Source organism: Meinhardsimonia xiamenensis (assembly GCF_900102905.1).
Lineage (GTDB): Bacteria > Pseudomonadota > Alphaproteobacteria > Rhodobacterales > Rhodobacteraceae > Meinhardsimonia > Meinhardsimonia xiamenensis.
Window position 1 is genome coordinate 268,945 of record NZ_FNFV01000005.1, and the last position, 23,180, is coordinate 292,124.

At 70.9% G+C, this 23,180-nt stretch carries 21 protein-coding genes; 12 read left to right on the top strand and 9 right to left on the bottom strand.

Annotated elements, in window-relative coordinates; translation table 11 throughout:
* Nucleotides 1-90 precede the first annotated feature (90 nt).
* From BLQ14_RS12205 to mazG, 5 genes are all read right to left on the bottom strand, one after another.
* Entirely contained in the window at nucleotides 91-1,311 is a 1,221-nt protein-coding gene (locus tag BLQ14_RS12205; RefSeq protein WP_092500833.1) for a multidrug effflux MFS transporter, read from the bottom strand.
* Nucleotides 1,308-1,946 carry a DsbA family oxidoreductase gene (locus tag BLQ14_RS12210; RefSeq protein ID WP_092500834.1) on the bottom strand — a complete coding sequence of 213 codons (639 nt, stop codon included), beginning with the start codon at nucleotides 1,944-1,946 and terminating at the stop codon, nucleotides 1,308-1,310. The genes BLQ14_RS12205 and BLQ14_RS12210 overlap by 4 nt, the downstream gene beginning before the upstream one ends.
* Nucleotides 1,933-3,462 (bottom strand): class I adenylate-forming enzyme family protein, encoded by a 1,530-nt coding sequence (locus BLQ14_RS12215; protein ID WP_092500835.1) that lies wholly within the window; start codon nucleotides 3,460-3,462, stop codon nucleotides 1,933-1,935. The genes BLQ14_RS12210 and BLQ14_RS12215 overlap by 14 nt, the downstream gene beginning before the upstream one ends.
* 120 nt (nucleotides 3,463-3,582) lie before the next feature.
* Nucleotides 3,583-4,593, bottom strand: a complete 1,011-nt coding sequence (locus tag BLQ14_RS12220; protein ID WP_092500836.1) for a Fe(3+) ABC transporter substrate-binding protein — start codon at nucleotides 4,591-4,593, stop codon at nucleotides 3,583-3,585.
* Nucleotides 4,594-4,686: 93 nt separating this feature from the next.
* Nucleotides 4,687-5,559, bottom strand: coding sequence for a nucleoside triphosphate pyrophosphohydrolase (gene mazG, locus BLQ14_RS12225; protein WP_092500837.1), 873 nt, complete (start codon nucleotides 5,557-5,559; stop codon nucleotides 4,687-4,689).
* A gap of 125 nt (nucleotides 5,560-5,684) precedes the next feature.
* On the opposite strand from mazG, the gene speB reads away from it, so the two are divergent.
* Together speB and BLQ14_RS12235 are read left to right on the top strand one after the other, a co-directional pair.
* Entirely contained in the window at nucleotides 5,685-6,656 is a 972-nt protein-coding gene (gene speB / locus BLQ14_RS12230) for an agmatinase (RefSeq protein WP_092500838.1), read from the top strand.
* Between the two features lies 1 nt (nucleotide 6,657).
* Nucleotides 6,658-7,116, top strand: coding sequence for a DUF1499 domain-containing protein (locus BLQ14_RS12235; protein WP_092500839.1), 459 nt, complete (start codon nucleotides 6,658-6,660; stop codon nucleotides 7,114-7,116).
* Between the two features lie 103 nt (nucleotides 7,117-7,219).
* On the opposite strand, the gene BLQ14_RS12240 is transcribed toward BLQ14_RS12235, so the two are convergent.
* The 4 genes from BLQ14_RS12240 to BLQ14_RS12255 all read right to left on the bottom strand — a co-directional run bounded on the left by BLQ14_RS12240 (nucleotide 7,220) and on the right by BLQ14_RS12255 (nucleotide 12,485).
* On the bottom strand, nucleotides 7,220-8,113 hold the full coding sequence (locus BLQ14_RS12240) for a glycosyltransferase family 2 protein (protein ID WP_092500840.1): 894 nt from the start codon (nucleotides 8,111-8,113) through the stop codon (nucleotides 7,220-7,222).
* A gap of 15 nt (nucleotides 8,114-8,128) precedes the next feature.
* Nucleotides 8,129-9,250, bottom strand: coding sequence for a DegT/DnrJ/EryC1/StrS family aminotransferase (locus BLQ14_RS12245; protein ID WP_211295329.1), 1,122 nt, complete (start codon nucleotides 9,248-9,250; stop codon nucleotides 8,129-8,131).
* Nucleotides 9,251-9,393: 143 nt separating this feature from the next.
* A complete protein-coding gene (locus tag BLQ14_RS12250; RefSeq protein ID WP_092500841.1) occupies nucleotides 9,394-11,814 on the bottom strand; it encodes an FtsX-like permease family protein in 2,421 nt (806 codons plus the stop codon).
* Entirely contained in the window at nucleotides 11,811-12,485 is a 675-nt protein-coding gene (locus BLQ14_RS12255) for an ABC transporter ATP-binding protein (RefSeq protein WP_092500842.1), read from the bottom strand. The genes BLQ14_RS12250 and BLQ14_RS12255 overlap by 4 nt, the downstream gene beginning before the upstream one ends.
* Before the next feature lie 72 nt (nucleotides 12,486-12,557).
* Here BLQ14_RS12255 and BLQ14_RS12260 point away from each other — a divergent pair, with 72 nt between their 5' ends.
* The 10 genes from BLQ14_RS12260 (at nucleotide 12,558) to BLQ14_RS12305 (ending at nucleotide 23,173) form a co-directional block, all read left to right on the top strand.
* Nucleotides 12,558-13,796, top strand: a complete 1,239-nt coding sequence (locus BLQ14_RS12260; RefSeq protein WP_092500843.1) for a glycerate kinase type-2 family protein — start codon at nucleotides 12,558-12,560, stop codon at nucleotides 13,794-13,796.
* A gap of 89 nt (nucleotides 13,797-13,885) precedes the next feature.
* Complete coding sequence (locus BLQ14_RS12265; RefSeq protein WP_092500844.1) at nucleotides 13,886-15,049, top strand: isovaleryl-CoA dehydrogenase; 1,164 nt, start codon at nucleotides 13,886-13,888, stop codon at nucleotides 15,047-15,049.
* Nucleotides 15,046-15,567, top strand: coding sequence for a lysozyme inhibitor LprI family protein (locus BLQ14_RS12270; RefSeq protein WP_092500845.1), 522 nt, complete (start codon nucleotides 15,046-15,048; stop codon nucleotides 15,565-15,567). The genes BLQ14_RS12265 and BLQ14_RS12270 overlap by 4 nt, the downstream gene beginning before the upstream one ends.
* Before the next feature lie 26 nt (nucleotides 15,568-15,593).
* The gene (locus BLQ14_RS12275; RefSeq protein ID WP_092500846.1) at nucleotides 15,594-16,307 is read left to right on the top strand and encodes a flavodoxin family protein; all 714 of its coding nucleotides are present in this window, start codon (nucleotides 15,594-15,596) and stop codon (nucleotides 16,305-16,307) included.
* 62 nt (nucleotides 16,308-16,369) lie between these two features.
* On the top strand, nucleotides 16,370-17,218 hold the full coding sequence (locus tag BLQ14_RS12280; RefSeq protein WP_092500847.1) for an EcsC family protein: 849 nt from the start codon (nucleotides 16,370-16,372) through the stop codon (nucleotides 17,216-17,218).
* Complete coding sequence (locus BLQ14_RS12285; RefSeq protein ID WP_092500848.1) at nucleotides 17,215-18,813, top strand: carboxyl transferase domain-containing protein; 1,599 nt, start codon at nucleotides 17,215-17,217, stop codon at nucleotides 18,811-18,813. Before BLQ14_RS12280 ends, BLQ14_RS12285 begins: the two co-directional genes overlap by 4 nt.
* A gap of 110 nt (nucleotides 18,814-18,923) precedes the next feature.
* On the top strand, nucleotides 18,924-20,876 hold the full coding sequence (locus BLQ14_RS12290) for an acetyl-CoA carboxylase biotin carboxylase subunit (protein ID WP_092500849.1): 1,953 nt from the start codon (nucleotides 18,924-18,926) through the stop codon (nucleotides 20,874-20,876).
* Nucleotides 20,873-21,535: a glutathione S-transferase family protein gene (locus BLQ14_RS12295; protein ID WP_092500850.1), complete on the top strand. Its 663-nt coding sequence runs from the start codon at nucleotides 20,873-20,875 to the stop codon at nucleotides 21,533-21,535. The genes BLQ14_RS12290 and BLQ14_RS12295 overlap by 4 nt, the downstream gene beginning before the upstream one ends.
* Nucleotides 21,535-22,395 (top strand): hydroxymethylglutaryl-CoA lyase, encoded by an 861-nt coding sequence (locus BLQ14_RS12300; RefSeq protein WP_092500851.1) that lies wholly within the window; start codon nucleotides 21,535-21,537, stop codon nucleotides 22,393-22,395. The genes BLQ14_RS12295 and BLQ14_RS12300 overlap by 1 nt, the downstream gene beginning before the upstream one ends.
* Nucleotides 22,388-23,173, top strand: coding sequence for a crotonase/enoyl-CoA hydratase family protein (locus BLQ14_RS12305; protein ID WP_092500852.1), 786 nt, complete (start codon nucleotides 22,388-22,390; stop codon nucleotides 23,171-23,173). Before BLQ14_RS12300 ends, BLQ14_RS12305 begins: the two co-directional genes overlap by 8 nt.
* Nucleotides 23,174-23,180: the final 7 nt, after the last annotated feature.

Sequence of the window (23,180 nt, forward strand, 5' to 3'; positions counted from 1 at the left end):
CCTCGAAATCCCGGGCGCGCCCCGAGGCCCCATCACCCTGGTGCAAATACCCAGTGTCCTGCCGCCCCCTCCGGGCGCTGCGCGCGGGTTTCAGTCGCCGATCGCCCGCACCAGCATGAGCGCGCCCAGCGCACAGGCCGCCACGCCCAGCATCAAGGGCACCGGCGTGCCGTCGAAGGTGAGCCCGAGCGGCACGGCGATGGCCACGGAACCCACCGTTGCGAGCGCGCCCACGATCGAGGCCGCCATGCCCGCGATGTGGCCCAGAGGCTCCATTGCCAGCGCGTTGAGATTGCCAAGCGTGAGGCCTGCCGAGAAGAAGATCGCGGTGTTCCAGAAGAGATAGACGGCAAAGCCCAAGTCGCCCGAAAGCCCGGCCCAGAGCGCAAGCGCGGCGGCAAGCGAGATGGCGGACAGCACCGCAAGCGTCACCGCCGCCACGCGCCGCATCCCCAGCCGCTCCACGATCTGGGCGTTGAGAAAGCTGCCCGTCCCGGCAATGAGCGCGATGCCGGCAAACCACCACGGAAAGCTCGCGGCCCGCCCGAAGGTGATGTCGAAGACCTGCTGGTTCGACGCAAGATTGGTGAACAGCATGGCGAATGCCAGCGTCTGCGCAAGGATCGCCAGCACCACGCGCCGGCGCCGGATGACCTCGGCGATCCCTTCGACGAGGACCGCGGCCCGGAACGGCCGGCGCGCCTCGGGGGGAAGTGTCTCGGGCTGGCGCAGGGCAAGCCAGAGCGTTGAGACGAGCGAGAAGGCAACAAACGCCGCGAAGATGCCGCGCCAGCCCGCCAGCGCGATGATGCCTGCCCCCATCAGCGGCGCCACGGCGGGGACCAGCGTGAAGACCATCATCGCAAATGACATCACCCGCGCCATGCGCCGCCCCGCGTGGAGATCGCGCACGATGGCCAGCGTCACCACCCGCGGCGCCGCCGCCCCGAGCCCCTGCACCACGCGCGCGGCCAGAAGCGATTCGAGCGAGCCGGCCACACCGGCCCAGAGCGCGGCAAGGCAGTAGAGCGCCGCGCCCGCCACGATCACCGGCTTGCGGCCGAAGGCATCCGAGAGAGGCCCGGTGAAAAGCGTGCCCAGCCCCATGCCGAAGATGAAGGCGGTGACGACGAGCTGGGCGCGGTTCGGCGCCTCCGGTGTCAGCGCGGCCGCGATCTCGGGAAAGGCGGGCAGCATCGCGTCGATGGAAAAGGCCACCGTGGCAAAGAGCATGGCCACGAGCGCGATGAATTCCACCGTCCCCGGCCCGTGTGCCGCCGCCTGCGCGCGCGGCGCGGGTTCGGCGCTCATGCGCCCTCCCGCCCGGTGATCTCGTCAATCACCTTCAGCCACAGCTCGGGCGGCTGCGCGCCCGGCACCGCATGCCGCCCACCGACGACGAAGGTCGGCACCGCCCGCACCCCATGCTCGCGCGCCCAGGCGTCGCGGGCGCGGATTTCCTCGACATCCGCATCGCTGGCCAGAAGCCGCAGGATCATCGCCGCATCGAGCCCGGCGCTGTCGGCGACATCGGCCAGAACCTCGTGGTCGGAGATGTCGCGCCCTTCGTTGAAGTATGCCCGGAACAGCCCCGCGACCACCGGCGTCTGCCGCCCCTCGATCCCGGCCCAGTGGATGAGCCGCTGCGCGTCAAGCGTCGAGGGCGTGCGCCGGATCGCGTCGAAATCGATGTCGAGCCCTGCTGCGCGCGCGGCCTCCCTGATGCGTCCGTAAACCTCGGCCGCACCTTCAGGGCCGCCGAACTTGGCCTCGAGGTATTCGCGCCGGTCCATGCCCTCGGGCGGCATGTCGGGGTTCAGCATGAACGGGTGCCAGACCACCTCGAAGGGGTGATCGGGCCGCGCCTCGAGCGCGCGGTCGAGATGGGCCTTGCCGATATAGCACCAGGGGCAGATCGGATCGGAGAAAATGTCAAGCCGCACCATGATTTGCCTCCCAGTCCTCACGCAGTTTCCGCCGCAGGATCTTGCCGTTTGCCCCGCGTGGAAGCTGCGGCACCCGGACCCAGAGGCGCGGGCATTTGTAGCGTGCGAGCCGGGCGGCGGCAAACGCGTCGAGTTCGGCCTCGTCGGGCTCGCCCGCGGTGACGATGAAGGCCGCGATCACGGTGACATCGGGCTTGACTTCGACCTCGGCCGCCGCGACCTCCTCGATCAGGGGATGCTCGGCGAGGGCGCGCTCCACCTCGAGCGGCGAGACGCGCACGCCGCCCGCATTCATCATGTCATCGCCCCGGCCAAGATAGCTGATGGCGGCATCCGCACCCATCGAGACGATGTCGCCGGTGACGAACCACTCGCCCGAAAAGCGCGCCGCAGTTTCCTCCTCGGCGCCGAGATAGCCCAGCATCAACCCCGGATCGCGGCGCGAGACGGCGAGCACGCCGGGCTGGCCGCGGGCAACGGGCCGCCCGTCCTCGCCCAGCACGGCCACGCGCCGGCCGCGCTGGGGGTAGCCGAGTGTGCCCGGAGGAGCGGGGCGCGCGGGCGCGCCGGAGACGAAGGTGGAGCATTCGCTCATTCCGTAGGCCTCGTGAATGGCGGTGCCGGTGGCCTTCTCCCACGCCGCGCGGGTGGCCTCGGGCAGCTTCTCGCCGGCCGAAAGCCCATGCCTGAGCTTCGGGCAGCGCGGCATCTCGAACCTCAGCATCTGCCGGTAAACCCCTGGCGCGGCAGCAAAGATCGTCGCATCAAAGCGGCGGATCAGAAGCGGCAGGCGATCGGGCCTGACGCCGGCGCGCGGGATCAGCGCCGTGGCGCCAACCGTCCATGGGTCGAGAAGTCCGGTGCCGAGCGTATAGGTCCAGTTGAAGGCGCCGGCGTGCAGGAGCCTGTCATCGGGGGTGAGGTCATACCAGTCCCGCCACATCATCCGCCGCGCCCAGATGGCGCGGTGCGCGTGGACGACGGCGCGCGGGCTGCCCGAGGTGCCGGAGGTGTAGATGATGTAGCCGGGCCGGTCGGCCGGCCCCATGGCATAGTCGGCCGGCGCCGCCTCGCGCATCGCCCGCAATTCTGCCTCGCCGATGACGGGGCAGCGGGGATCGGCGGGCAGGCTCACGCCTTCGCCGGCGACGATGAGCCGCGGCGCGATTTCCTCGGCAATGCGGCTGACCTCTGGCACGGTCAGCAGCGCCGAGGTCGGCACCGGCACCAGATCGACGGCCAGCGCGGCGAGAAAGACCACCGGAAAATCAACCGTATTGCCAAGCCGCATGAGCACCCGATCGCCCGGCTCGAGGCCCAGCGCGAGAAGCCCGGTTGCCGTGCCGCGCACCGCCGCCTCGAGCCGAGCGTAACTCCAGCGCTCCGCCCCGGTGGGGTGGATCACCACAAGCGCGTTGCGCTCGGCCCGCTCGGCCGCGCGGCCAAGAACATGGGCGGCAAGGTTGAAGGGTTCGGGGCAGGGCGGCGGCGGGCCCTCGTCGAAGATCGCGTCCATGTCTGCCGATTAAGGCGAAGGGCCGGCGCCCGCAAGCGGCGCACCGGCCCTTCCTGGGGTTTCCCGCCGGCGGTGGACTTGCCTCCGCCGGTCGCGGCTTGCGTGTCTGCCGGCCTCGTGTCAGCCGTCGAAGTTGACCTCTTCCATGATCTTCAGCGCCGTCGCACGCTGGGCGGCCACCTCCTCGAGCGGAATGGTGTCGGGCGTGAAGCTGCCCCAGCTCGCGACCAGTTCCGAAACCGGGGTGCCGGGCCGGACGGGGTATTCATAATTGATCTCGGCGTAGATCTCCTGCGCCTTCTCGGAGACGAGGAATTCCATCAGCCGGATGGCCGCCTCGCGGTTCGGCGCCGCCTCGGTCAGGGCCACGCCCGAGACGTTGACGTGCGTGCCGCCGTTCTCGAATTCGGGAAAGACGATGCGCACCGACTCGGCCCACTGGCGCTGTTCGGGATCTTCCAGCATCTTGCCCATGTAATAGGTGTTGCCGAGCGAGATGTCGCATTCGCCGGCCCAGATCGCCTTGACCTGCGCCCGGTCATTGCCCTGCGGCTTGCGGGCGAGATTGGCCTTCAGGCCGCGCGCCCATTCGCGGGCGTAATCCTCGCCGTGATGCACGATCATCGCCGACAGAAGCGCGAGGTTGTAGTTATGGGTGCCCGGTCGCGTGCAGATGCGGCCGCGCCATTTCTCGCTCGCCAGATCCTCGTAGGTGGTCACTTCGCCGTCGGCGACACGCTCCTTGGAGGCGTAGACGACGCGCGCGCGCACGGTGAGCGCGTACCACGAGCCGTCGGCGGCGCGCAGATGCTCCGGCACCGCTTCGGTCAGCGCGTCGGTCACGACCCGCTGGATCACGCCGGCATCCACGATCTGCTTGAGATTGGCGATGTCGACGGTCATCACCAGATCGGCCGGCGAGCGCTGGCCTTCGGCGCGCAGACGCTCGACGAGGCCGCTGTCGATGTAGGCGACATTCACCTTGATCCCCGTCTCGGCGGTGAAGGCCTCGAGGACAGGCGTGACAAGCTCGGGCTGGCGGGTGGTGTAGATGTTGACCTCGTCGGCAGCAGCCGGAAGGGCGCCTGCCGCAAGCGCGGCCGCGAGGGCGAAGGGGCGAAGCATGGTCATGGTCGAGTTGTCTCCCTTTGGAGTGACGCTGATTCCGCCGCCCCTTAAACCCGAGCAAATCTGTCGGGTCAATACCTGATAAAAACTATCGGACTACGATCCGCCTCCCGACCGGCCACCCTTCTCCGCCTTTTCCGCCGCCTTCGCCGCGTTCCACAACGCGTCGAGCTGCGCGAGGTCGAGTTCCTCAGGCCGCTTGCCCTGCCTGGCAAGTTCGTCTTCCATCATATTGAAACGGCGAATGAATTTTGCGTTTGCACCGCGCAGGGCGGCCTCGGGATCGACGCCAAGGTGGCGGGCGAGATTGGCCATGGCGAAAAGCATGTCGCCAAACTCCTCGGCGATCTCGTCCTGCGCCAGGGTGCTTCGTGCCGCGGCGAGTTCGCGCGCCTCCTCGCAGATCTTCTCGGCCACCTCGCCGGGGTGCGGCCAATCGAAGCCGACCCGCGCGGCGCGCTTCTGCAGCTTCACCGCCCGGGTGAGCGCCGGAAGCCCGGCGGCCACCCCGTCGAGCACGCGTTCGGCGCCACGCTGCGCGCGCTCGGCCGCCTTCATCGCCTCCCAGTCGCGGGCCTGTTCCTCGGCGGTCTTGTCCCGGCTTTCGGTGCCGAAGACATGGGGATGGCGGGCGATCATCTTGGCGCAGGTCGCCTCCACCACGTCCTCGAAGGAAAAGAGGCCGCGCTCTTCGGCCATCTGCGCATGATAGACGACCTGCAGCAACAGATCTCCGAGCTCGGCCTTCAGCTCCTCCCAGTCGCGCCGGGCGATGGCATCGGCAACCTCATGGGCCTCCTCGATGGTGTACGGTGCGATCGAGTCGAAATCCTGCACGATGTCCCAGGGGCAGCCCGTCTGCGGGTCGCGCAGCCGGCGCATGATCTCGCGCAGCCGCCCGATGCCCGATCCCGCGCCGGCTTCTCGCGCCGCCGCTCCGGCGGCCTCGGAGGGAGACGAATTCGCCATTGCCAGCCCCGCCTGTCTCGCTCACCATGCACCCGCTTATCGCCGGGCGCGCGCGGCCTGTCCAGCCAAGGCGCGTCGCGACCGGCGCAGACGCTTGAGGAACGATCTGCAAGGTACTGGAAAAAATGGCACTTGAAGACGCCCGGACCCAGGTCGACACCGCGCTTTCCCGCGATGGCTTCCGTGGCCACTCCTTCGAGAACACCTTCGCCGGGGTCCCGAGTTTCCTGCGCCGGAAGCTGACCAAGGATCTCTCCGGGGTCGACATCGCCGTGACCGGTCTTCCCTTCGATCAGGCGGTGACGAACCGGCCCGGCGCGCGCTTCGGTCCCCGCGCCATCCGCGAGGCCTCCGCCCTCCAGTCGCCCGATCCGCCGTATGGCTGGGCGGTCGATCCGATGTGCGACCTCGACGTTGCCGATTACGGCGACATGGCCTTCGACTACGCGCGCCCGGACACATTTGCCGCCGCGGCCGAGGCGCATGTGGCCGGCATTCTCGAGGCCGGGGCGGCCCCGCTGTGTCTTGGCGGGGATCACTCCGTTTCCCTGCCCGCGATCCGCGCGGTGGCTGCCCGTCACGGGCCCCTCGCCCTCATCCAGTTCGACGCCCATACCGACACCTGGGCCGATGAGGACAGCGCCCGCACCGATCACGGCACGATGTTCTACAAGGCGGTCAGGGAGGGGCTCATCGACCCCGCCCGTTCGGTGCAGATCGGCATCCGCACGGTCACCCCGGACCCGCTCGGCATCAGGATCATCGACGCACCCGAGGTGCACGCGCGCGGGCCCGGATGGGTGGCGCAGGCGGTGCGCGAGACGGTGGGGGCGGGCCCGGCCTACCTCAGCTTCGACATCGATGCGCTCGATCCCGCCTTCGCGCCCGGCACCGGCACGCCGGTGTGGGGCGGGCTGGCGAGCTGGCAGGCGGCGGCCATCCTGCGCGCGCTCGCCGGCCTTGCGGTGGTCGCTGGCGACGTGGTCGAGGTTTCCCCGCCTTTCGACACCTCCGGCGCCACGGCCATTGCCGGGGCGCATGCCGCAACCGAGATCCTCTGCCTCATCGCCACGTGGCGCCTCGGGCGCGATCGCTGACATGAAACTCGCGCTCGTCATCCTGCTCGTCGCCGCCGTGGCGCTGATGGCCTATGTCAGGCTGGCCCCAAGCCCGCCCGGGCGCTGGCACGTTGATCCTCTCACCGCCCCTCTTCCCGGCGCCGGCGGGGTGGCGCTGAGGCCCGGCTCGCCCGACGGCCAGACACCGGTCTGGCCCGTGCCGCCCGCGGCGCTGCTTGCCGCCTTCGCCGCCCATGTCGAGGCCACCACGCCGCGGATCACCCGTCTGGCCGGCAGCCCCGAGGAGGGGCGGATCACCTGGATCGTGCGCTCGCGCGTCTTCGGCTTTCCCGATTACGTGACGGTCTCGGCATTTCCGGCCGATGGCGGCGCGGCGCTGGCCATCCTCTCGCGCCTGCGCTTCGGCCGCTCCGATCTCGGCGTGAACCGCGCCCGCGTGAAGCGCTGGCTCGAGGGGTTCAACCCGCCGCCGACCTGAACCGGCGCGTTTCCATCATCCTGGTGCAAATACCCCGGGGGTCGCCATTGATGGCGCCATCGGTTCAATCCCAATGGTGACGGGGCAGCGCCCCCGTGTGGCCTCAGTCGATGCGCCGCCGCCCGGCGGAGATCTCGGCATGCAAGAGCACCATGGCCCGCAACAGCCGCGAGGCAGGTGCCTCGCCGCGCTCCAGTGCGGCCTGCAAACGCCGTTCAAGCCCGAACATGGCGTCGAGGGCGCGGTCGAGCAGGTGGAACGGTGCCAGCTGCTTGGTCTGAAGCCCCACTTCAAGGCGCGGATGGCGGGCGTAGAACATGGCGCCGTTGCCGCCGCGCTGGAGCTCGCGCCGCACGCGGGCGGCAAAGCTCGTGGCCGCGCCTTGCGGCTTGAAATGCCAGATCGGCGCGCGCCGCTCGAAGCGGCGGCTGAGCCGGCCGGCCTGCCGCAGCCGGGCGTACAGTTCGGGGTCTTCCCAGCCGTAGTGGCGGAAGGCCTCGTCAAAGCCGCCCACCGCCTCGACCCGCGCCCGCGCGATCGAGGCGTTGCCGCCAGGAAACGGGTTGAGATGCAGCGCCCAGGGCGCCGGACGGGGCGGCGCGGTCATGTCGGGCGGTTCGGTGACATCGATGATCGGCCCCGTCACCACCCGGTCATCGCGCCCCTCGTGGTGCCGCAGATGGCGGCGCAGGAAATCGGGAGCGACAAGCGAGTCGTCGTCGACGAAGACAAGGATGCGCCCACGCGCCATGGCAATGGCGCGGTTGCGCGCCGCGCCGGGGCCGCGGTTCTCCTCGAGGGCGGCAAAGCGCAGCCCGGGCGCGGCCAGCCGATCGATCACCGTCTGCGCCGCCGGGTCGGGGCCGTCGGAGACCACGATCACCTCGAAGGCATCGCGCGGGTAGTCCTGGCCCAGAAACAGCGGCACCGACAGCGACAGCACCTCGGCGCGCCCGTGGGTGGGAACGATGAAACTGGCCTCGAGCCCGCGCCCCATCACCCCGTCACCGGCTCATCGCGCGGTGAAGAAGCCGCGTACGGCATCGATCACCTGGGAGATTTCCGCGTCCGTCAGGTAGGGATGCGAGGGCAGGCACAGAAGCGTCTCGCCCCATTCCTCGGTGGCGGGAAGCCCGCCCGGAGCGCGGGGCGCCTCGGCAAAGGCGGGGTGCAGGTGCGTCGGGCGGCGGTAGTAGGCCACCGACGGCACCCCGGCCTCGGCCAGATGGCTCATCAGCGCGTCGCGCCGCGGGGTGCGGATCACGTAATAGGCCCAGCAGGGATCGACACCCTCGGGCACGGCAGGGGTCTGCACGAGCCCGTCAAGGGCCTCGCCATAGGCGTGGGCGATGCGCCGGCGCGCGGCGAGTTCCTCGTCGAAGATGCCGAGCTTCTCGAGCAGGATCGCCGCCTGCAGGGTGTCGAGGCGCGAGTTGGTGCCGACAAGCGCATGCGCGCCGTCCTCGACGCCGTGATTGGCGATGGCGCGGATGCGCGCGGCGAGCGCGCCATCGGCGGTCATGACCGCCCCGGCATCGCCGAATGCGCCGAGCGACTTGGAGGGGTAGAAGCTCGTTGCCGCGGCGGTGCCGTAGCTTCCCGACCGGCCCCAGGGGGTTTCGGTGCCGAAGCTCTGGGCGGCGTCATAGCACAGGAACAGATCCTCGGCCGCGCAGAGCTGCGACAGGCGGGCATGGTCGGCCGGTATCGAGAAGAGATCCACCGCCAGCACCGCCCGAGGCGTGAGGCGGCGCCCGTCGCGCACCTTGGCAACCGTCGCGGCGAGGCTGTCGGGGTCCATCGTGCCGCTTTCGCGCCCGACATCGACGAACACCGGCGTGGCGCCGGCAAGCGCAACCGCCTCGGCGGTGGCGACGAAGGTCAGGGACGGGACGAACACCGCATCGCCGGCGCCGATGCCGAGCGCGCGCAGCATGATCTGAAGCGCATCGGTGCCGTTGGCGCAGGCCACCGCATGGGCGACGCCCGCGTACTCCGAGAGTGCCGCCTCGAGCGCACGCACCTCGGGGCCGTTGATGAAGGCGGTGTGCTCGAGCACCCTCTCGATGGCCTTGCCGAGCCCCGGCTCGAGCCGCGCGCGCTGCCGCGCGATGTCCAGCATCCTGATGGTCACGGATTCGCCCCGCTGTGTCCTTCTGGCGGCTCTCTACCGCCTTCGCCGGGCCGGCGCCAGTGGCCCGGCGTGCGCGGCCGGTCTTGTCCCCGCGGCGCGCCGCCGCGCCTGCGCAGGGTGCCCACGCGGCCCTGCGGCGCGGCCTATCGCGCCGCCGCGAACACCTGCACGAGCCGCGCCGGCGCCATCCGCGCAAGGCGCAGCGCCGGCCACAGCGCGGCCAGCGCGGCGGCGAGCAGCGCGAGCGCCACGAGGCGCAGCCAGTCGAGCGGGAACAGCTGCATCGGCAATCGCCAGCCGAAAGCCTCCACATTGACGATGGCAAGCAGGACCCACGCCAGTGCAAGCCCCAGCGGCAGCGCCAGCGCCGCGGTGAGTGCCGCGAGCGCAAGCGCGCGCAGAAGTTCGAGCCGCGCCAGGCGCCGCCGTTCCACGCCCACGGCCCAGACCGGGGCGAGCTGCACGAGCCGCTGGCCCGAGAGTGCGGCGAGGCTGGTCACGATGGCCACCCCGGCCACACCGAGGGTGAGCACGTTGAGCGCCGCGGTGATCGCGAAGGTCCGCTCGAAGATGGACAGCGACCAGCGCTTGAGCGCGGCCTGATCAACGACATTCTCCGCCGGCAGGCCGAATTCCTCGATCAGGGCGCGGGCGAGCGCGGGCGCGTCCTCGGGTGCGACGCGAACGGCGTGGCTTAGCCGTGGTGCGTCGGGGAAGTGCGCGAGGAAAGGCGCGAGCGCAACCATCACCTGGCCGGTGGGATTGCCGTAATCGGAGTAGATGCCGGCAACTTCCAACCGCCAGCCGGGCAGGATCTCGATGGTGTCGCCCGGCGAAAGCCCCGCGCGCCGGGCGAGCTGTTCGTTGATGAGCGCCGCCTCGCCCGCGGCAAGCCGGTCCCAGACCCCCGGCAGCGCGTCGAGAAGCGGCCAGTTCTCGCGATAGGTGGGATGGTCCTCCACGCCGTAGACGAAGCTCGGTACGCCCGCCACCGTCGCCTCGACACGCCAAAGCGGCAGGACGGCCTCGCTGCGCCCGGCCAGAAAGGCGCGCAGCCGCTCGGCCTCGGCGTCGTCGCGGGCGCGCACGTAGAGTTCGGCGGCGAGGCGCTGGTCGAGCCATCCGGTGAAGGCGCGGCGAAAGCTCTCCACCATGGTGCCGACGCCGATGTTCGCCGCCAGCGCCAGGAGCAGCGCCATCATCGCCAGCGACAGGCCCGGCAATCCCTGCCGCGCGTCGGCCCAGAACCACTGCGACAGCGGGCCGCGCGCGGCGCGGCCGGCAAGGCGAAGGCAGAGGTCCAGAAGCGGCGGCAGGATCAGGGCCGCGCCGAGAAGGAGCGCGGCCATCAGGGCGAAGCCGGCCATCAGGCCGCTGCCGAAGCGGGCGAGCGCCGCTGCCGCGACAAGCAGCGCGAGGCCGCCGGTCGCCTCGAGCGCGCGGCGATGCGCGGAGGCCCGCGCCCAGGCCCGTGGCATGGCCGGGGCAAGCACCGGCAGCCGGGCCAGCTGCCAGAGCGCGCCCGCCCCGGCCAGCCCGGCGCCCGCCAGCGCCGCCGCCATGCCGGCGACCCATGTCTGCGCGCGCAGCGTCAGCGTGCCCGGCACCTCGGCTCCGTAGAGCCCCTTCAGGCTGGCGGCCACATCAGGCAGGAGCGCGCCGGCAATCAGCAGCCCGGCCACCATTCCCGCGGCGCCCGCGACCAGCGCCATCAGCGCAAGTTCCAGTGCGATGAGCAACATCAGATGCCACAGCGGCAGCCCCAGCGCCCTGAGCGTGCGGAACATGCCCCGCCGCGCCTCGAACGCGAGGCCAACCGCGCCATGGGCGATGAACAGGCCGACGGCAAAGGCCAGGAGCCCGAAGGCCGACAGGTTGAGGTGAAAGCTTGCGGTCAGCCGGGCGAGGTCGGCCCGGGGCGCGGCGGGCTGCAGGACTAGGCCGGGCGCGATCGTCTCGAGGGGCGGCGGCGCGAGAGCGCGGGGCGCGTCGGTGACGATCAGCCGGTCGAGCAGGCCCTCCGCTCCACCGAGACGCTGGACGAATCCCACATCGGCGACTGCCGTGCCGGGGGCGAGATCGTCCGCGGCGCGCACCTCCGCCCCGGTGGCCTCGGCCAGCGCCGCCGCCACGTCCGGCGCCGCGAAGACGAGATGCGGGGGCAGCAGGAAGCGGCGCAGCGTTTCGGCGCTGTCCGTGCCGGAAAATGCCCGGGGGATCAGGTCGGACGGGGTGGTGATCGGATCGATGCCGATGAGGCGCACGGTCGCGCCGCCTGCCGTCAGGTGCGCTTCGACGACCGGGCTCACGGGCCAGCCGGCGCGGCGCAGCGCCACGTACTGCGCCTCGTCGAGCCGCTCGCCGGCGCGCGGGACGATGCGCGCGCGGGCGCCGGCATCGACGCGCCCCGCGGCCTGTGCGTAGGCCGCGCGCGCCTCGGCATTGATCGCCTGCACGCCCGACCACAGGGCGGTGGCAAGCATCAGCCCGGCGAGCAGCATCACCAGCTGGCCGGGGTGACGCCACCAGTGGGAAAGCAGCGCCTGCAGCCCGGCGCGCGTCATGCGAAAATCCTGCCCCGGCTCAGCTGCAGTTGCCTGTCGAGCCTTGCGGCGAGGCGCACGGAATGGGTGACCATCAGAAGCGCCGCGCCCGCCTCGGCGACAAGCTCCAGCATCAGGGCCAGAACCTCGTCGGCGGTGGCCTCGTCGAGGTTGCCCGTGGGCTCGTCGGCGAGGATCAGCGCGGGCCGTGCGGCGAGCGCGCGCCCGATCGCCACGCGCTGCTGCTGCCCGCCCGAAAGCTCCTCGGGATACTTGTGCAGATGGCCCGCGAGGCCGAGCCGCCCGGCAAGCCGGGTCACATGGTCGGGGTCGTGGCGGCCGGCAAGCCGGGCCTGAAAGGCGATGTTGGCGCCGGCATCGAGCGAGGGGATGAGGTTGAACTGCTGGAAGACGATGCCGATCGTCTCGCGCCTCAGGCGTGCCCGCCCCGCCTCGGACAAGCGGTTGAGCGGAGTGCCCTCGATCTCGACTTCGCCCGCGTCAGGCAGCTCGAGCCCGGCGAGGATGTGCACAAGCGTGCTCTTGCCCGAGCCCGACTCGCCCGTCAGCGCAAGGCTCTCGCCGTGGCGCAGGCTCAGATCGACGCCGCGAAGCACCTCAAGGCGCGCGCCTGCCGAGGTGAACGCGCGCCGGATGTTGCGGGCGGATAGGAGCGCGGGCTTGTTCTCCATGCCGCTGACACCTAGCGTGACCGCGCGGCATTTGCAGCCCCGAAGACGCAAGGCGAGGGATGGAGGCGAGGCATGGCGGAAGCGGCGATGCGCGCGCGGGCGCTCGAGATCTTTCGTGCCGGTGTGGCGGCGGCCGATCCCGCGCGCGCGGTGCGGCGCGCGCTTGATGCGCGCCCGCTGCCCGCGCCCGGCGCGCGCGGGCGGCGCGTTGTGATCGCCGCGGGCAAGGCGGCGCGCGCGATGATGGCCGCCGCGCTCGAGGTCACGGGGCCCTCTGCGGGCGCGCTGGTCGTCACCAACCACGAGAACGCCCGGCCGCTTGCCGGGGCGGAGGTTCTGGGCGCCGGACACCCGGTGCCCGACGCGGCCGGGGCGCGCGCGGCCGAGCGTGTCTTGGCGGCGGTCTCGGGGCTCGGCGCGGACGATCGCGTGCTGGTGCTGCTCTCGGGCGGGGCCTCGGCGCTGCTGCCCGCGCCGGTGGAAGGCGTGAGCCTCGCCGACAAGGCCGAGGTCAATCGCCTGCTCCTCGCCTCGGGGGCCGACATCACCGAGATGAACCTCGTGCGCCAGGCGCTTTCGCGCATCAAGGGCGGGGGGCTCGTGCGCGCGGCCCATCCCGCGCCGGTCACTGCGCTCATTCTGTCGGACGTGATCGGCGATGATCTGCGCGTGGTGGCCTCGGGACCGACCTGCCCGCCCATCGGCACGCGCGCCGATGCGGTGGCGGCGCTCAGGGCACGCGGGCTCTGGGAACGTGTGCCGCAAAGCGTGCGCCGGGCGCTGACCGAGCTTCCCGACCCGCCGCCGCCGCCGCCGCCTGCCGACAACCGCCTTGTGGGCTCGAACGCCATGAGCCTCGCGGCGATGGGGCAGGCGGCGGGCGTGGCGCCCGAGCCCGCGCCGCTCGTCGGCGACGTTGCCGAGGCCGCGGCGCGGGTTGTGGCAAGCCTCGACGGCCCCGGCATCCGGCTCTTCGGCGGCGAGACAACCGTGGTCGTCCGCGGCGAGGGGCTGGGCGGGCGCAACCAGGAACTCGCGCTCAGGGTGGCGCTCCTGGCCGAGGCCGCGGGCTGGGCCGGCCCTTGGGTGTTCCTCTCCGGCGGCACCGACGGGCGCGACGGGCCGACCGACGCCGCGGGCGGGCTTGTCGATGACGGCACGCTCGCGCGCATCCGCGCCGCTGGCCGCGATCCGGCCGCCGATCTCGCCCGCAATGACAGCTACCCCGCGCTGAAGGCGGCGGGCGATCTGCTGGTCACCGGCCCCACCGGTACCAATGTGGCCGATCTGCAGGTGCTGATCCGGGGCTGAAGGCGCAGGCGTCGCGCCCTGTCGGGATTGACGGGCGGCAGGCGCGGCTGTAGGAATTGAACAAGCGTTCAGATAATCGGAGCCACCCCATGTTCACCTCCTCGATGCGTTTCGATCTCGGCGAGGATGTCAACGCGCTGCGCGAGATGGTTCACCGCTGGGCGCAGGAGCGGCTCAAGCCGATGGCCGCGAAGATCGACCGCGAGAACCGCTTTCCGAACGAGCTCTGGCCCGAGATGGGTGCGCTCGGCCTTCTCGGCATCACCGTGGAGGAGGAATACGGCGGCGCCGGCATGGGCTATCTTGCCCATGTGGTGGCGGTGGAGGAGATCGCGCGCGCCTCGGCCAGCGTTTCGCTGAGCTACGGCGCGCACTCGAACCTCTGCGTCAACCAGATCCGGCTGAACGGCACCGAGGAGCAGAAGCGCCGCTATCTGCCCAAGCTCATCTCGGGTGAGCATGTCGGCGCGCTGGCGATGTCGGAGGCGGGCGCGGGCTCGGATGTGGTGTCGATGAAGCTCAGGGCGGAGAAGAAGAACGACCGCTTCGTGCTCAACGGCTCCAAATACTGGATCACCAACGGTCCCGACGCCGACACGCTCGTCGTCTATGCGAAGACCGACCCCGAGGCGGGTGCGAAGGGCATCACCGCCTTCATCGTCGAGAAGACCATGAAGGGCTTCTCCACCAGCCCCCATTTCGACAAGCTCGGCATGCGCGGCTCCAACACCGCCGAGCTCATCTTCGAGGATGTCGAGGTGCCCTTCGAGAATGTGCTGGGCGAGGAGAACCGGGGCGTTGCGGTGCTGATGAGCGGGCTTGATTACGAGCGCGTGGTGCTCTCCGGCATCGGGCTTGGGATCATGGCCGCGATCCTCGATCACATCATGCCCTATGTGGCCGAGCGCCGCCAGTTCGGCCAGCCGATCGGGAACTTCCAGCTCATGCAGGGCAAGATCGCCGACATCTACACGCTGATGAACGCCGCCCGCGCCTATGTCTACGAGGTTGCCCGGGCCTGCGATCGCGGCGAGGTGACGCGGCAGGATGCCGCGGCCTGCGTGCTCTTCGCCTCGGAAAAGGCGATGGAATGCGCGGTGCAGGGCGTGCAGGCGATGGGCGGGGCGGGCTATCTCAACGACGCGCCGGTCAGCCGCATCATGCGTGACGCGAAATTGATGGAAATCGGGGCCGGGACTTCGGAGATTCGGCGTATGTTGATCGGGCGCGAGTTGATGAGGCTGATGACGTGACCCGATACTTCATTTCTGCCGCCGCGGCGCTGGTGCTGGCCACGGGCGCCGCGGCCGAAGAGCGAGACGGTTTCGAGTTGCCCTCGGTGACGGCCGATCCGGGCGTGCTGCACCGCTGCCTGCAGTCGGGCAAGGCGGTGAGTGTCTGCCTTGACGCCATGACGCTCGACTGCATGGCCGAGAACGACATCGGCAACGACAACCTCGAGGAGCGGCTGTGCGTCATCGAGGAGCTCAACGCCTGGCGGCGGCTTCTGGCGCGTGCCGAGCGTGCGGTGGCCGATCTCGCCGTGGCCAACACTGCCGCGCCGCATCCCGACCTGCCGGCCTCGGGCGCGCTTGCCGAGGATGCCCGCCGACTCTGGGCCGGCTGGTCACTGGCGCAATGCGCGCTCGAGCGGCGCGCGGCGCAGGGCGAGGCCAGGCGCGCGATCGTCGAGGACCGCTGCCTGCGCGACCTCACCGCCGCTCAGTTCGAGCGCATGAGCCGCATCGGCGAGCGGCTGGCGGCGCGCTAGTGCAAGAGTTGGCGAGGAGCATGGCAATGAACGACTTTTCCGGTCTCAAGGCGCTTTATGTGAACACCAGCCTCAAGCGTGAGGCGAATGAGAGCCATACCCGTCTTCTGATGGAGGCCAGCGCAAGGATCATGCGCTCGCAAGGGGTTGCGGTGGAGCATGTGCACCTGCTCGAGCATGTGGTGCCGCCCGGCGTCTACCCGGACATGACCGAGCACGGCTGGGAGCGCGACGACTGGCCAAAGCTGTGGAAGAAGGTGCTTGAGGCCGACATCCTCGTCATCGGCACCCCGATCTGGCTCGGCGAGGAAAGCTCGGTCTGCCGGGTTCTGATCGAGCGGCTCTACGGGATGTCGGGAGAGCTCAATGAACGCGGCCAGTCGATCTTCTACGGCAAGACCGGCGGCTGCGTGGTTACCGGCAACGAGGACGGCATCAAGCACGTCGCCATGACGGTGCTCTATGCGCTGTCGCACCTGGGCTACACCATTCCACCGCAAGCCGATTGCGGCTGGATCGGCGAGGCGGGGCCGGGGCCGTCCTACGGCGACGAGATCGAGGGCGGCCGGCGCGCCGGTTTCGACAACGACTTCACGCAGCGCAACACGACGATCATGACCTGGAACCTGATGCACATCGCGCGCATGCTTCGCGGCGGCATCCCCGCCGAAGGCAATGACCGGCGGGCGTGGCAGGCCGGCGCGCGCTTCGGTTTCGAGAACCCGGAATACCGGTCCTGAGACGGCCGGCGCTCGGGGCGGAAACGGTAACGGCTCCACCGCGTCAAGAAGGGAAACAACGCATGGGCGAGAGCGACGACGGGCGCGGGGAAAAGGCAGCGCGGCAGACCAAGGGGCCATGGTCGCGGCCCGAGCCGGCCGATCTGCCGGCGGCCATCGCGCAGGCGGTGGAGCGGCAGCGGGAATTCGAGGCCGCGCGCGCCACGCGGCTCGGGCAGGGGGCGGAGCGGCTCACCCGCCCCTTCGGGGCGGCGCTCGCCCGGCTCATCCCGCCCGATCTCGCCCGCAAGGCGCTTGAACAGGCCGATGCGGCGGCCGCGCTGACGCTCCCGCGCGAGCTCACCGGACACGACGTGGACGACATCGAGGCCTGCGAGGCGGTGGCGCTGCGCGTGCAGGCCTGGGCGCAGGGGACCAATGCCGCGACCGGCGGGGCGGCGGGCTGGTTCGGCGCCGCAGGGCTTGCGGTGGATGTGCCCGCGACCATCACCCTTGCCGCGCGCACGGTGCGGGCCACGGCGGCGGCCTACGGCTTTGCCGGCGACGACGAGGGCGAGCGGGCCTTCCGGCTGATGGTGCTCGAGGTCGCCACCACCATGGCCCAGGACGAGCGGCAGGCGCGCATCGAGGAGCTCAACGCCATGGCGCGCACGCTGGCCTCGGCGGAGGCGCGCATGGCCACCGAGTGGCTGATCGAGAAGGTGGTGGAGCGGGTGGCGCGCCAGCTCGGCCTTTCCTTCGCCGCGCGCAAGATGGGCCAAGTGGTGCCGATCGTGGGCGGGGTCGTGGCCGCCGCGGTCAACGCCAGCTTTCAGGCCGATGTGGCGCGGGCGGCGCGCTACGCGTACCGCCAGCGCTGGCTGATCGCCCGCAAGGTGCTGCCGGCCGCCGCGAGCGGGGCGGACGCATGAAGCTGCAGAGCCGTTTCCGCCCCGGAACCGAGGAGGCGCGGGCCAATCGCGCCGCCCATGAGGCCGCGCTTGCCGAAGTGGCCGCGGCGGCGTCGCTGGCGGCGGCCGGCGGCGGCGAGAAGGCGCGCGCGCGCCATCTTGCCCGCGGCAAGCTTTTGCCGCGCGACCGGGTGGCGGGGCTTCTCGACCCCGGGGCGCCGTTTCTGGAGATCGGCGCCACCGCCGCCCATGGCATGTATGACGGCGCCGCCCCCGGCGCGGGGCTGATTGCCGGGGTGGGGCGGGTGCATGGCCGGCAGGTGATGGTGGTGTGCAACGACGCCACGGTGAAGGGTGGCACCTACTACCCGATGACGGTCAAGAAGCATCTCCGCGCCCAGGAGATCGCCGCCGAGAACCGGCTGCCCTGCATCTACCTCGTCGACTCCGGTGGGGCGAACCTGCCCAATCAGGACGAGGTCTTTCCCGACCGCGACCATTTCGGGCGCATCTTCTACAACCAGGCGCGCATGTCGGCCGCGGGCATTCCGCAGATCGCGGTGGTGATGGGCTCCTGCACCGCGGGCGGCGCCTATGTGCCGGCGATGTCGGACGTCACGATCATCGTGCGTGAACAGGGCACGATCTTTCTGGCCGGCCCCCCCTTGGTGAAGGCGGCGACGGGCGAGGTGGTCTCGGCCGAGGAGCTTGGCGGGGGCGATGTGCACACGCGCCTCTCGGGCGTGGCCGACTACCTGGCCGAGGACGACGCGCACGCGCTGGCGCTTGCGCGCCGGGCGGTCGCCTCGCTCGGGGAGGGCGGGCTTGCCCGCCTGCCGGGCGGCGAGGCGCCGGCCTATGACCCCGAGGAGATCCTCGACATCGTGCCGGCCTCGCTGTCGGTGCCCTATGACATCCGCGAGGTGATCGCGCGGATCGTCGACGGCTCGCGCTTTGACGAGTTCAAGGTCCGTTTCGGCGAGACGCTGGTGACGGGCTTTGCCGAGATCGAGGGCCAGCTCGTCGGGCTCATCGCCAACAACGGGGTTCTGTTCTCGGAATCGGCGCAGAAGGGGGCGCATTTCGTCGAGCTCTGCTCGCAGCGGAAGATCCCGCTCGTCTTTCTTCAGAACATCACCGGTTTCATGGTCGGGAAGAAATACGAGAACGAAGGCATCGCCCGGCACGGCGCGAAGATGGTCACGGCGGTGGCCTGCACCGAGGTGCCGAAGATCACCATGATCGTGGGGGGCAGTTTCGGGGCGGGCAACTACGGCATGGCGGGCCGGGCCTATTCGCCCCGCTTCCTCTGGACATGGCCCAACAGCCGCATCTCGGTGATGGGGGGAGCGCAGGCCGCGGGCGTGCTCGCCACGGTCAGGCGCGAGGCGATCGAGCGGGCGGGCGGCACATGGACGGCCGAGGAGGAGGAGGAATTCAAGCGCCCGACGCTGGAGATGTTCGAGCGCCAGTCGCACCCTCTCTATGCCTCGGCGCGGCTCTGGGATGACGGGATCATCGACCCGCGCCGCGCGCGCGAGGTGCTGGCGCTCTCGCTCGAGGCCGCGCTCTGCGCCCCGATCGGGGAGACACGGTTTGGCGTGTTCCGGATGTGATCGCTTTGGCGCGGCGCTGGCCGGACCGGCGCCTGCGGCGCCGGTTGATGGGTATTTGAACCAGGGTGATGGGGGCAGGGCGGTGCCAGGGGTTCCGAGGCGGGGGCGCGATGTTTGAGAAGATCCTGATTGCCAATCGCGGCGAGATCGCCTGCCGGGTGATCCGCACGGCGCGGGCCATGGGCATCGGCACCGTGGCGGTGCACTCCGAGGCTGACGCGGGCGCGCTGCATGTGGAACTGGCCGACGAGGCGGTGGAGATCGGGCCCGCGCCGCCGGCGGAGAGCTACCTGCGTGGCGAGCGCATCATCGAGGCGGCGCTGGCGACGGGAGCGCAGGCCATTCACCCCGGCTACGGGTTTCTCAGCGAGAACGCCGATTTCGTCGAGGCGGTGGAGGCGGCGGGGCTCGTCTTCATCGGCCCCTCGGCCGAGGCGATCCGGGCGATGGGGCTGAAGGATGCCGCCAAGGCGACCATGGCCGCGGCCGGCGTGCCGGTCGTCCCCGGCTATCACGGGGCGGACCAGTCGCCCGAGCGGCTTCTGGCCGAGGCCGAGGCGATCGGCTGGCCGGTGCTCATCAAGGCGGTGGCAGGCGGCGGCGGCAAGGGGATGCGGCTGGTGCGGGGGCCGGGCGAGTTTGCCGCCGCCCTTGCCTCGGCGAAGGCGGAGGCGCGCGGCGCTTTCGGCAATGACGCGGTCCTGATCGAGAAGTTCATCGCCTGCCCGCGGCATGTGGAGGTGCAGATCTTCGGCGACGGGCGGCGGGCGGTGCATCTCTACGAGCGGGACTGTTCGCTGCAGCGGCGCCATCAGAAGGTGATCGAGGAGGCGCCGGCGCCCGGCATGAACGAGGAGACGCGCGCGGCCATGGGGGCGGCGGCGGTGCGCGCGGCCGAGGCGATCGGCTATGCGGGGGCGGGCACGGTCGAGTTCATCGCCGACGGCGCGCGCGGGCTCAGGCCGGACGGCTTTTGGTTCATGGAGATGAACACCCGGCTGCAGGTGGAGCACCCCGTCACCGAGGCGGTCACGGGCATCGATCTCGTGGAATGGCAGATCCGCGTCGCGGCGGGCGAGCCCCTGCCGCTGGAGCAGCACGAGATCGGGCTTGAGGGCCATGCCTTCGAGGCGCGGCTTTATGCGGAGGATCCGGGCAGGGGCTTTCTGCCGGTGACGGGGCGGCTTGAGCACCTGCGCTTTCCTCAGGGCGCGCGGGTTGACACGGGCGTGCGCGCGGGCGACGCGATCAGCCCCCATTACGACCCGATGATCGCCAAGATCATCACCCATGGGCCCACGCGCGAGGTGGCGCTTGCGCGGCTGCGCGCCGCGCTTTCGGAAACCGAGCTTGCGGGAATGCGCACCAATCTGGACTTTCTTGCCCGGCTTGCGGCGCATGAGGACTTCGCCGAGGGGCGGGTCGACACCGGGCTCATCGAGCGCGCGGGCGGGAACCTTCTTGCCGAGCTGCCGCCCACGAGCGAGGCGGTGGCGCTGGCCGCGCTGGCGGCGATGGGGCTTGATGGGCGCGGGCATCCTCAGGAGGGCTTTGCGCTCTGGCAGCCGCTGACGCATGGTGTCGAGCTCATTGCCGAGACGGAGGAGCCGGAGGCCTTCGATGCCAGGGTGACGGTGCATGCGCCGGGGCGGTTTTCCGTCGCCGTGGGGGACGAGCGCCACGAGATCACGCGCGATCCCGTCTGGCGCATCGACGGCGTGCGGCGGCGCGTGCGGCTCTGGCGGCAGGGCGGGCGCATCGTCGTCTTCGGCAAGGGCGGGGGCAGCTTCCGGCTCAACGATCCGCTCGAGTGGGCGGCGGGGGCGGAGGTTTCGGCTGATGTCGTCGTTGCGCCGATGCCGGGGCTTCTGCGCGAGCTTGACGTGGCGCCCGGCGAGCGGGTGAGGAAGGGCGAGCGCGTGGCGGTGCTCGAGGCGATGAAGATGGAGCATGGCCTGGCCGCCCCCCGCGACGGTATCGTGGCCGAGATTCTGGCCGAGGCGGGCGCCCAGGTGGAGGCGGGCGCGCCGCTCATCCGGCTCGCAGAGGAGGATAAGGCATGATCCGGCTGCATCACGTGCCCTTTTCGCGGTCCTTCCGCGTCTTGTGGTTTCTCGAGGAGCTGGGGCTTGAGGTGGAGATCGTGCGCTACTCGATCCGCGACGGCTCGATGCGGGCGCCCGAGCTTCTGGCGATCTCGCCGGCAGGCCGCGTGCCGGGCATCGAGATCGATGACCTCAGCATGTTCGAGTCGGGCGCCATTCTCGAGTATCTGGCCGAGACGCACACCGAGGCCGGCTTCGACTGCCCGCCGGGCCACCCCGAGCGGCACCGCTATCTCGAGCTTCTGCATTTTGCCGAGACGATGGGCGCGCTCATCGAGAACCTCAACATGCAGCACCTCTTCCTCTACAACCCCAAGGATGCCTCGCCGGTGGTGATCAAGATCCTCACCGCGCGGCTGCGCGGCACGCTCAAGGCGCTCGAGGGCATGCTGCGGGAGGAGGGGTATCTGCTCGAGAAGGGGTTCACCGCGGCCGATGCGATGATGGGCTTCAACCTCTTCGCCGCGCCCTATTACGTGAAGCTCGACCCGTTTCCGAAGCTTCGGGCCTACCGCGCGCGCCTCGAGGCGCGGCCCGCCTATCAGCGCGCGCGGGAAAAGGACGGTGAACAGGACTTCTACGAGAAGGACTTCTACCCCGTGCCGGAGGGGGCGTGATGGCCGAGCGGGCCGAGATCTTCGAGGTCGGCCCCCGCGACGGGCTGCAGAACGAGCCGCGCCCGATCCCCACGGCCGAGAAGATCGCGCTGATCGACACGCTGAGCGAGGCCGGGTTCCGCCGCATCGAGGTGGCGAGCTTCGTGAGCCCCCGATGGGTGCCGCAGATGGCCGACGGGGCGGAGGTGCTCGCCGGCATCCGCCGCGTGGCTGGCGTGCGCTACGCGGCGCTGACGCCGAACCTCAAGGGCTTTCAGCGCGCCCTTGCCGCGCGCGCTGACGAGGTGGCGATCTTCGGCTCGGCCTCGGAGGGGTTCTCGCGCGCCAACATCAACTGCTCGATCGAGGAGAGCCTGACGCGTTTCCAGGAGGTCACCGAGGCCGCGCGCGAGGCGAGTGTGCCGGTGCGCGGCTATGTCTCCTGCGTCGTGGAATGCCCCTATGACGGGCCGGTGGCGCCGGCGGATGTGGCGCGGGTGGCGGTGCGGCTCTTCGAGATGGGCTGTTACGAGATCTCGCTCGGCGAGACGCTGGGCCGGGCCAGCCCCGAGGCGGTGGCGGCGATGCTGGAAGCGGTGACCGCCGAGGTGCCGGCCGACCGGCTCGCCGGGCATTTCCACGACACCGCGGGCCGGGCGCTCGAGAACATCGAGGTGGCGCTCGGCTTTGGCCTCCGGGTCTTCGATGCCGCGGTGGGCGGGCTTGGCGGCTGCCCCTACGCGCCGGGCGCGGCCGGCAATGTCGACACGATCAGGGTGGCGCGGCGGCTGGCCGGGCTCGGCTTCGAGACCGGGCTCGACATGGAAGTGCTGGAGCGCGCGGGCGCTATGGCGCACAGGATGCGGGGGGCGCATGGCTGAGACGATCACCATGGAAACCGATGCGCGCGGGGTGGCGACGCTCACGCTCAACCGGCCCGAGAAGCACAACGCCCTGAACGCGGCGATGATCGCCGAGCTGACCGAAGCAGCCCATGCGCTCGGCGCTGACCGGGACGTGCGCGTTGTGGTGCTCACGGGGGCGGGGGCGAGCTTCTGCGCGGGCGGTGATCTTGGCTGGATGCGCGAACAGATGGCTGCCAATGCCACCCGCAGGGCGGAGGAGGCGCGGGCGCTCGCGCGCATGCTTGGGGCGCTCGATGCGCTCCCGAAGCCGCTCATCGGCCGGGTGCAGGGGCAGGCCTTTGGCGGCGGCGTGGGGCTGGCCTGCGTGTGCGATGTCACCGTGGGCGTCGAAGGGGCGCGCTTCGGGCTCACCGAGACGCGGCTGGGGCTGATCCCGGCCACGATCGGGCCTTACGTGATCGCGCGGATGGGCGCGGCGAGGGCGCGGCGGGTGTTCTTCTCGGCCCGCCTCTTCGGGGCGCAGGAGGCGGCGGAGCTCGGCATCCTGTCGCGGGTGGTGCCTGCCGATGAGCTCGACGCGGCGGTGGAGGCGGAGGTCGCGCCCTATCTCTCCTGCGCCCCCGGCGCGGTGGCCGAAGCCAAGGCGCTGGCGCGCGCGCTCGGCCCCCGCATCGACGAGGAGGTGATCGAGATGAGCGTGGCCGCGCTTATCCGCCGCTGGGAGAGCGCCGAGGCGGCCGAAGGCATCGCCGCCTTCTTCGAGAAGCGCAAGCCCGGCTGGGCGCAGGGTTGACCGGGGG

Coding starts and splice junctions, on each gene's coding strand:
- BLQ14_RS12205 (WP_092500833.1), bottom strand. CDS start 1,311: ATGAGCGCCGAACCCGCGCCGCGCGCGCAGGCGGCGGCACACGGGCCG.
- BLQ14_RS12210 (WP_092500834.1), bottom strand. CDS start 1,946: ATGGTGCGGCTTGACATTTTCTCCGATCCGATCTGCCCCTGGTGCTAT.
- BLQ14_RS12215 (WP_092500835.1), bottom strand. CDS start 3,462: ATGGACGCGATCTTCGACGAGGGCCCGCCGCCGCCCTGCCCCGAACCC.
- BLQ14_RS12220 (WP_092500836.1), bottom strand. CDS start 4,593: ATGACCATGCTTCGCCCCTTCGCCCTCGCGGCCGCGCTTGCGGCAGGC.
- mazG (WP_092500837.1), bottom strand. CDS start 5,559: ATGGCGAATTCGTCTCCCTCCGAGGCCGCCGGAGCGGCGGCGCGAGAA.
- speB (WP_092500838.1), top strand. CDS start 5,685: ATGGCACTTGAAGACGCCCGGACCCAGGTCGACACCGCGCTTTCCCGC.
- BLQ14_RS12235 (WP_092500839.1), top strand. CDS start 6,658: ATGAAACTCGCGCTCGTCATCCTGCTCGTCGCCGCCGTGGCGCTGATG.
- BLQ14_RS12240 (WP_092500840.1), bottom strand. CDS start 8,113: ATGGGGCGCGGGCTCGAGGCCAGTTTCATCGTTCCCACCCACGGGCGC.
- BLQ14_RS12250 (WP_092500841.1), bottom strand. CDS start 11,814: ATGACGCGCGCCGGGCTGCAGGCGCTGCTTTCCCACTGGTGGCGTCAC.
- BLQ14_RS12255 (WP_092500842.1), bottom strand. CDS start 12,485: ATGGAGAACAAGCCCGCGCTCCTATCCGCCCGCAACATCCGGCGCGCG.
- BLQ14_RS12260 (WP_092500843.1), top strand. CDS start 12,558: ATGGCGGAAGCGGCGATGCGCGCGCGGGCGCTCGAGATCTTTCGTGCC.
- BLQ14_RS12265 (WP_092500844.1), top strand. CDS start 13,886: ATGTTCACCTCCTCGATGCGTTTCGATCTCGGCGAGGATGTCAACGCG.
- BLQ14_RS12275 (WP_092500846.1), top strand. CDS start 15,594: ATGAACGACTTTTCCGGTCTCAAGGCGCTTTATGTGAACACCAGCCTC.
- BLQ14_RS12280 (WP_092500847.1), top strand. CDS start 16,370: ATGGGCGAGAGCGACGACGGGCGCGGGGAAAAGGCAGCGCGGCAGACC.
- BLQ14_RS12285 (WP_092500848.1), top strand. CDS start 17,215: ATGAAGCTGCAGAGCCGTTTCCGCCCCGGAACCGAGGAGGCGCGGGCC.
- BLQ14_RS12290 (WP_092500849.1), top strand. CDS start 18,924: ATGTTTGAGAAGATCCTGATTGCCAATCGCGGCGAGATCGCCTGCCGG.
- BLQ14_RS12295 (WP_092500850.1), top strand. CDS start 20,873: ATGATCCGGCTGCATCACGTGCCCTTTTCGCGGTCCTTCCGCGTCTTG.
- BLQ14_RS12300 (WP_092500851.1), top strand. CDS start 21,535: ATGGCCGAGCGGGCCGAGATCTTCGAGGTCGGCCCCCGCGACGGGCTG.
- BLQ14_RS12305 (WP_092500852.1), top strand. CDS start 22,388: ATGGCTGAGACGATCACCATGGAAACCGATGCGCGCGGGGTGGCGACG.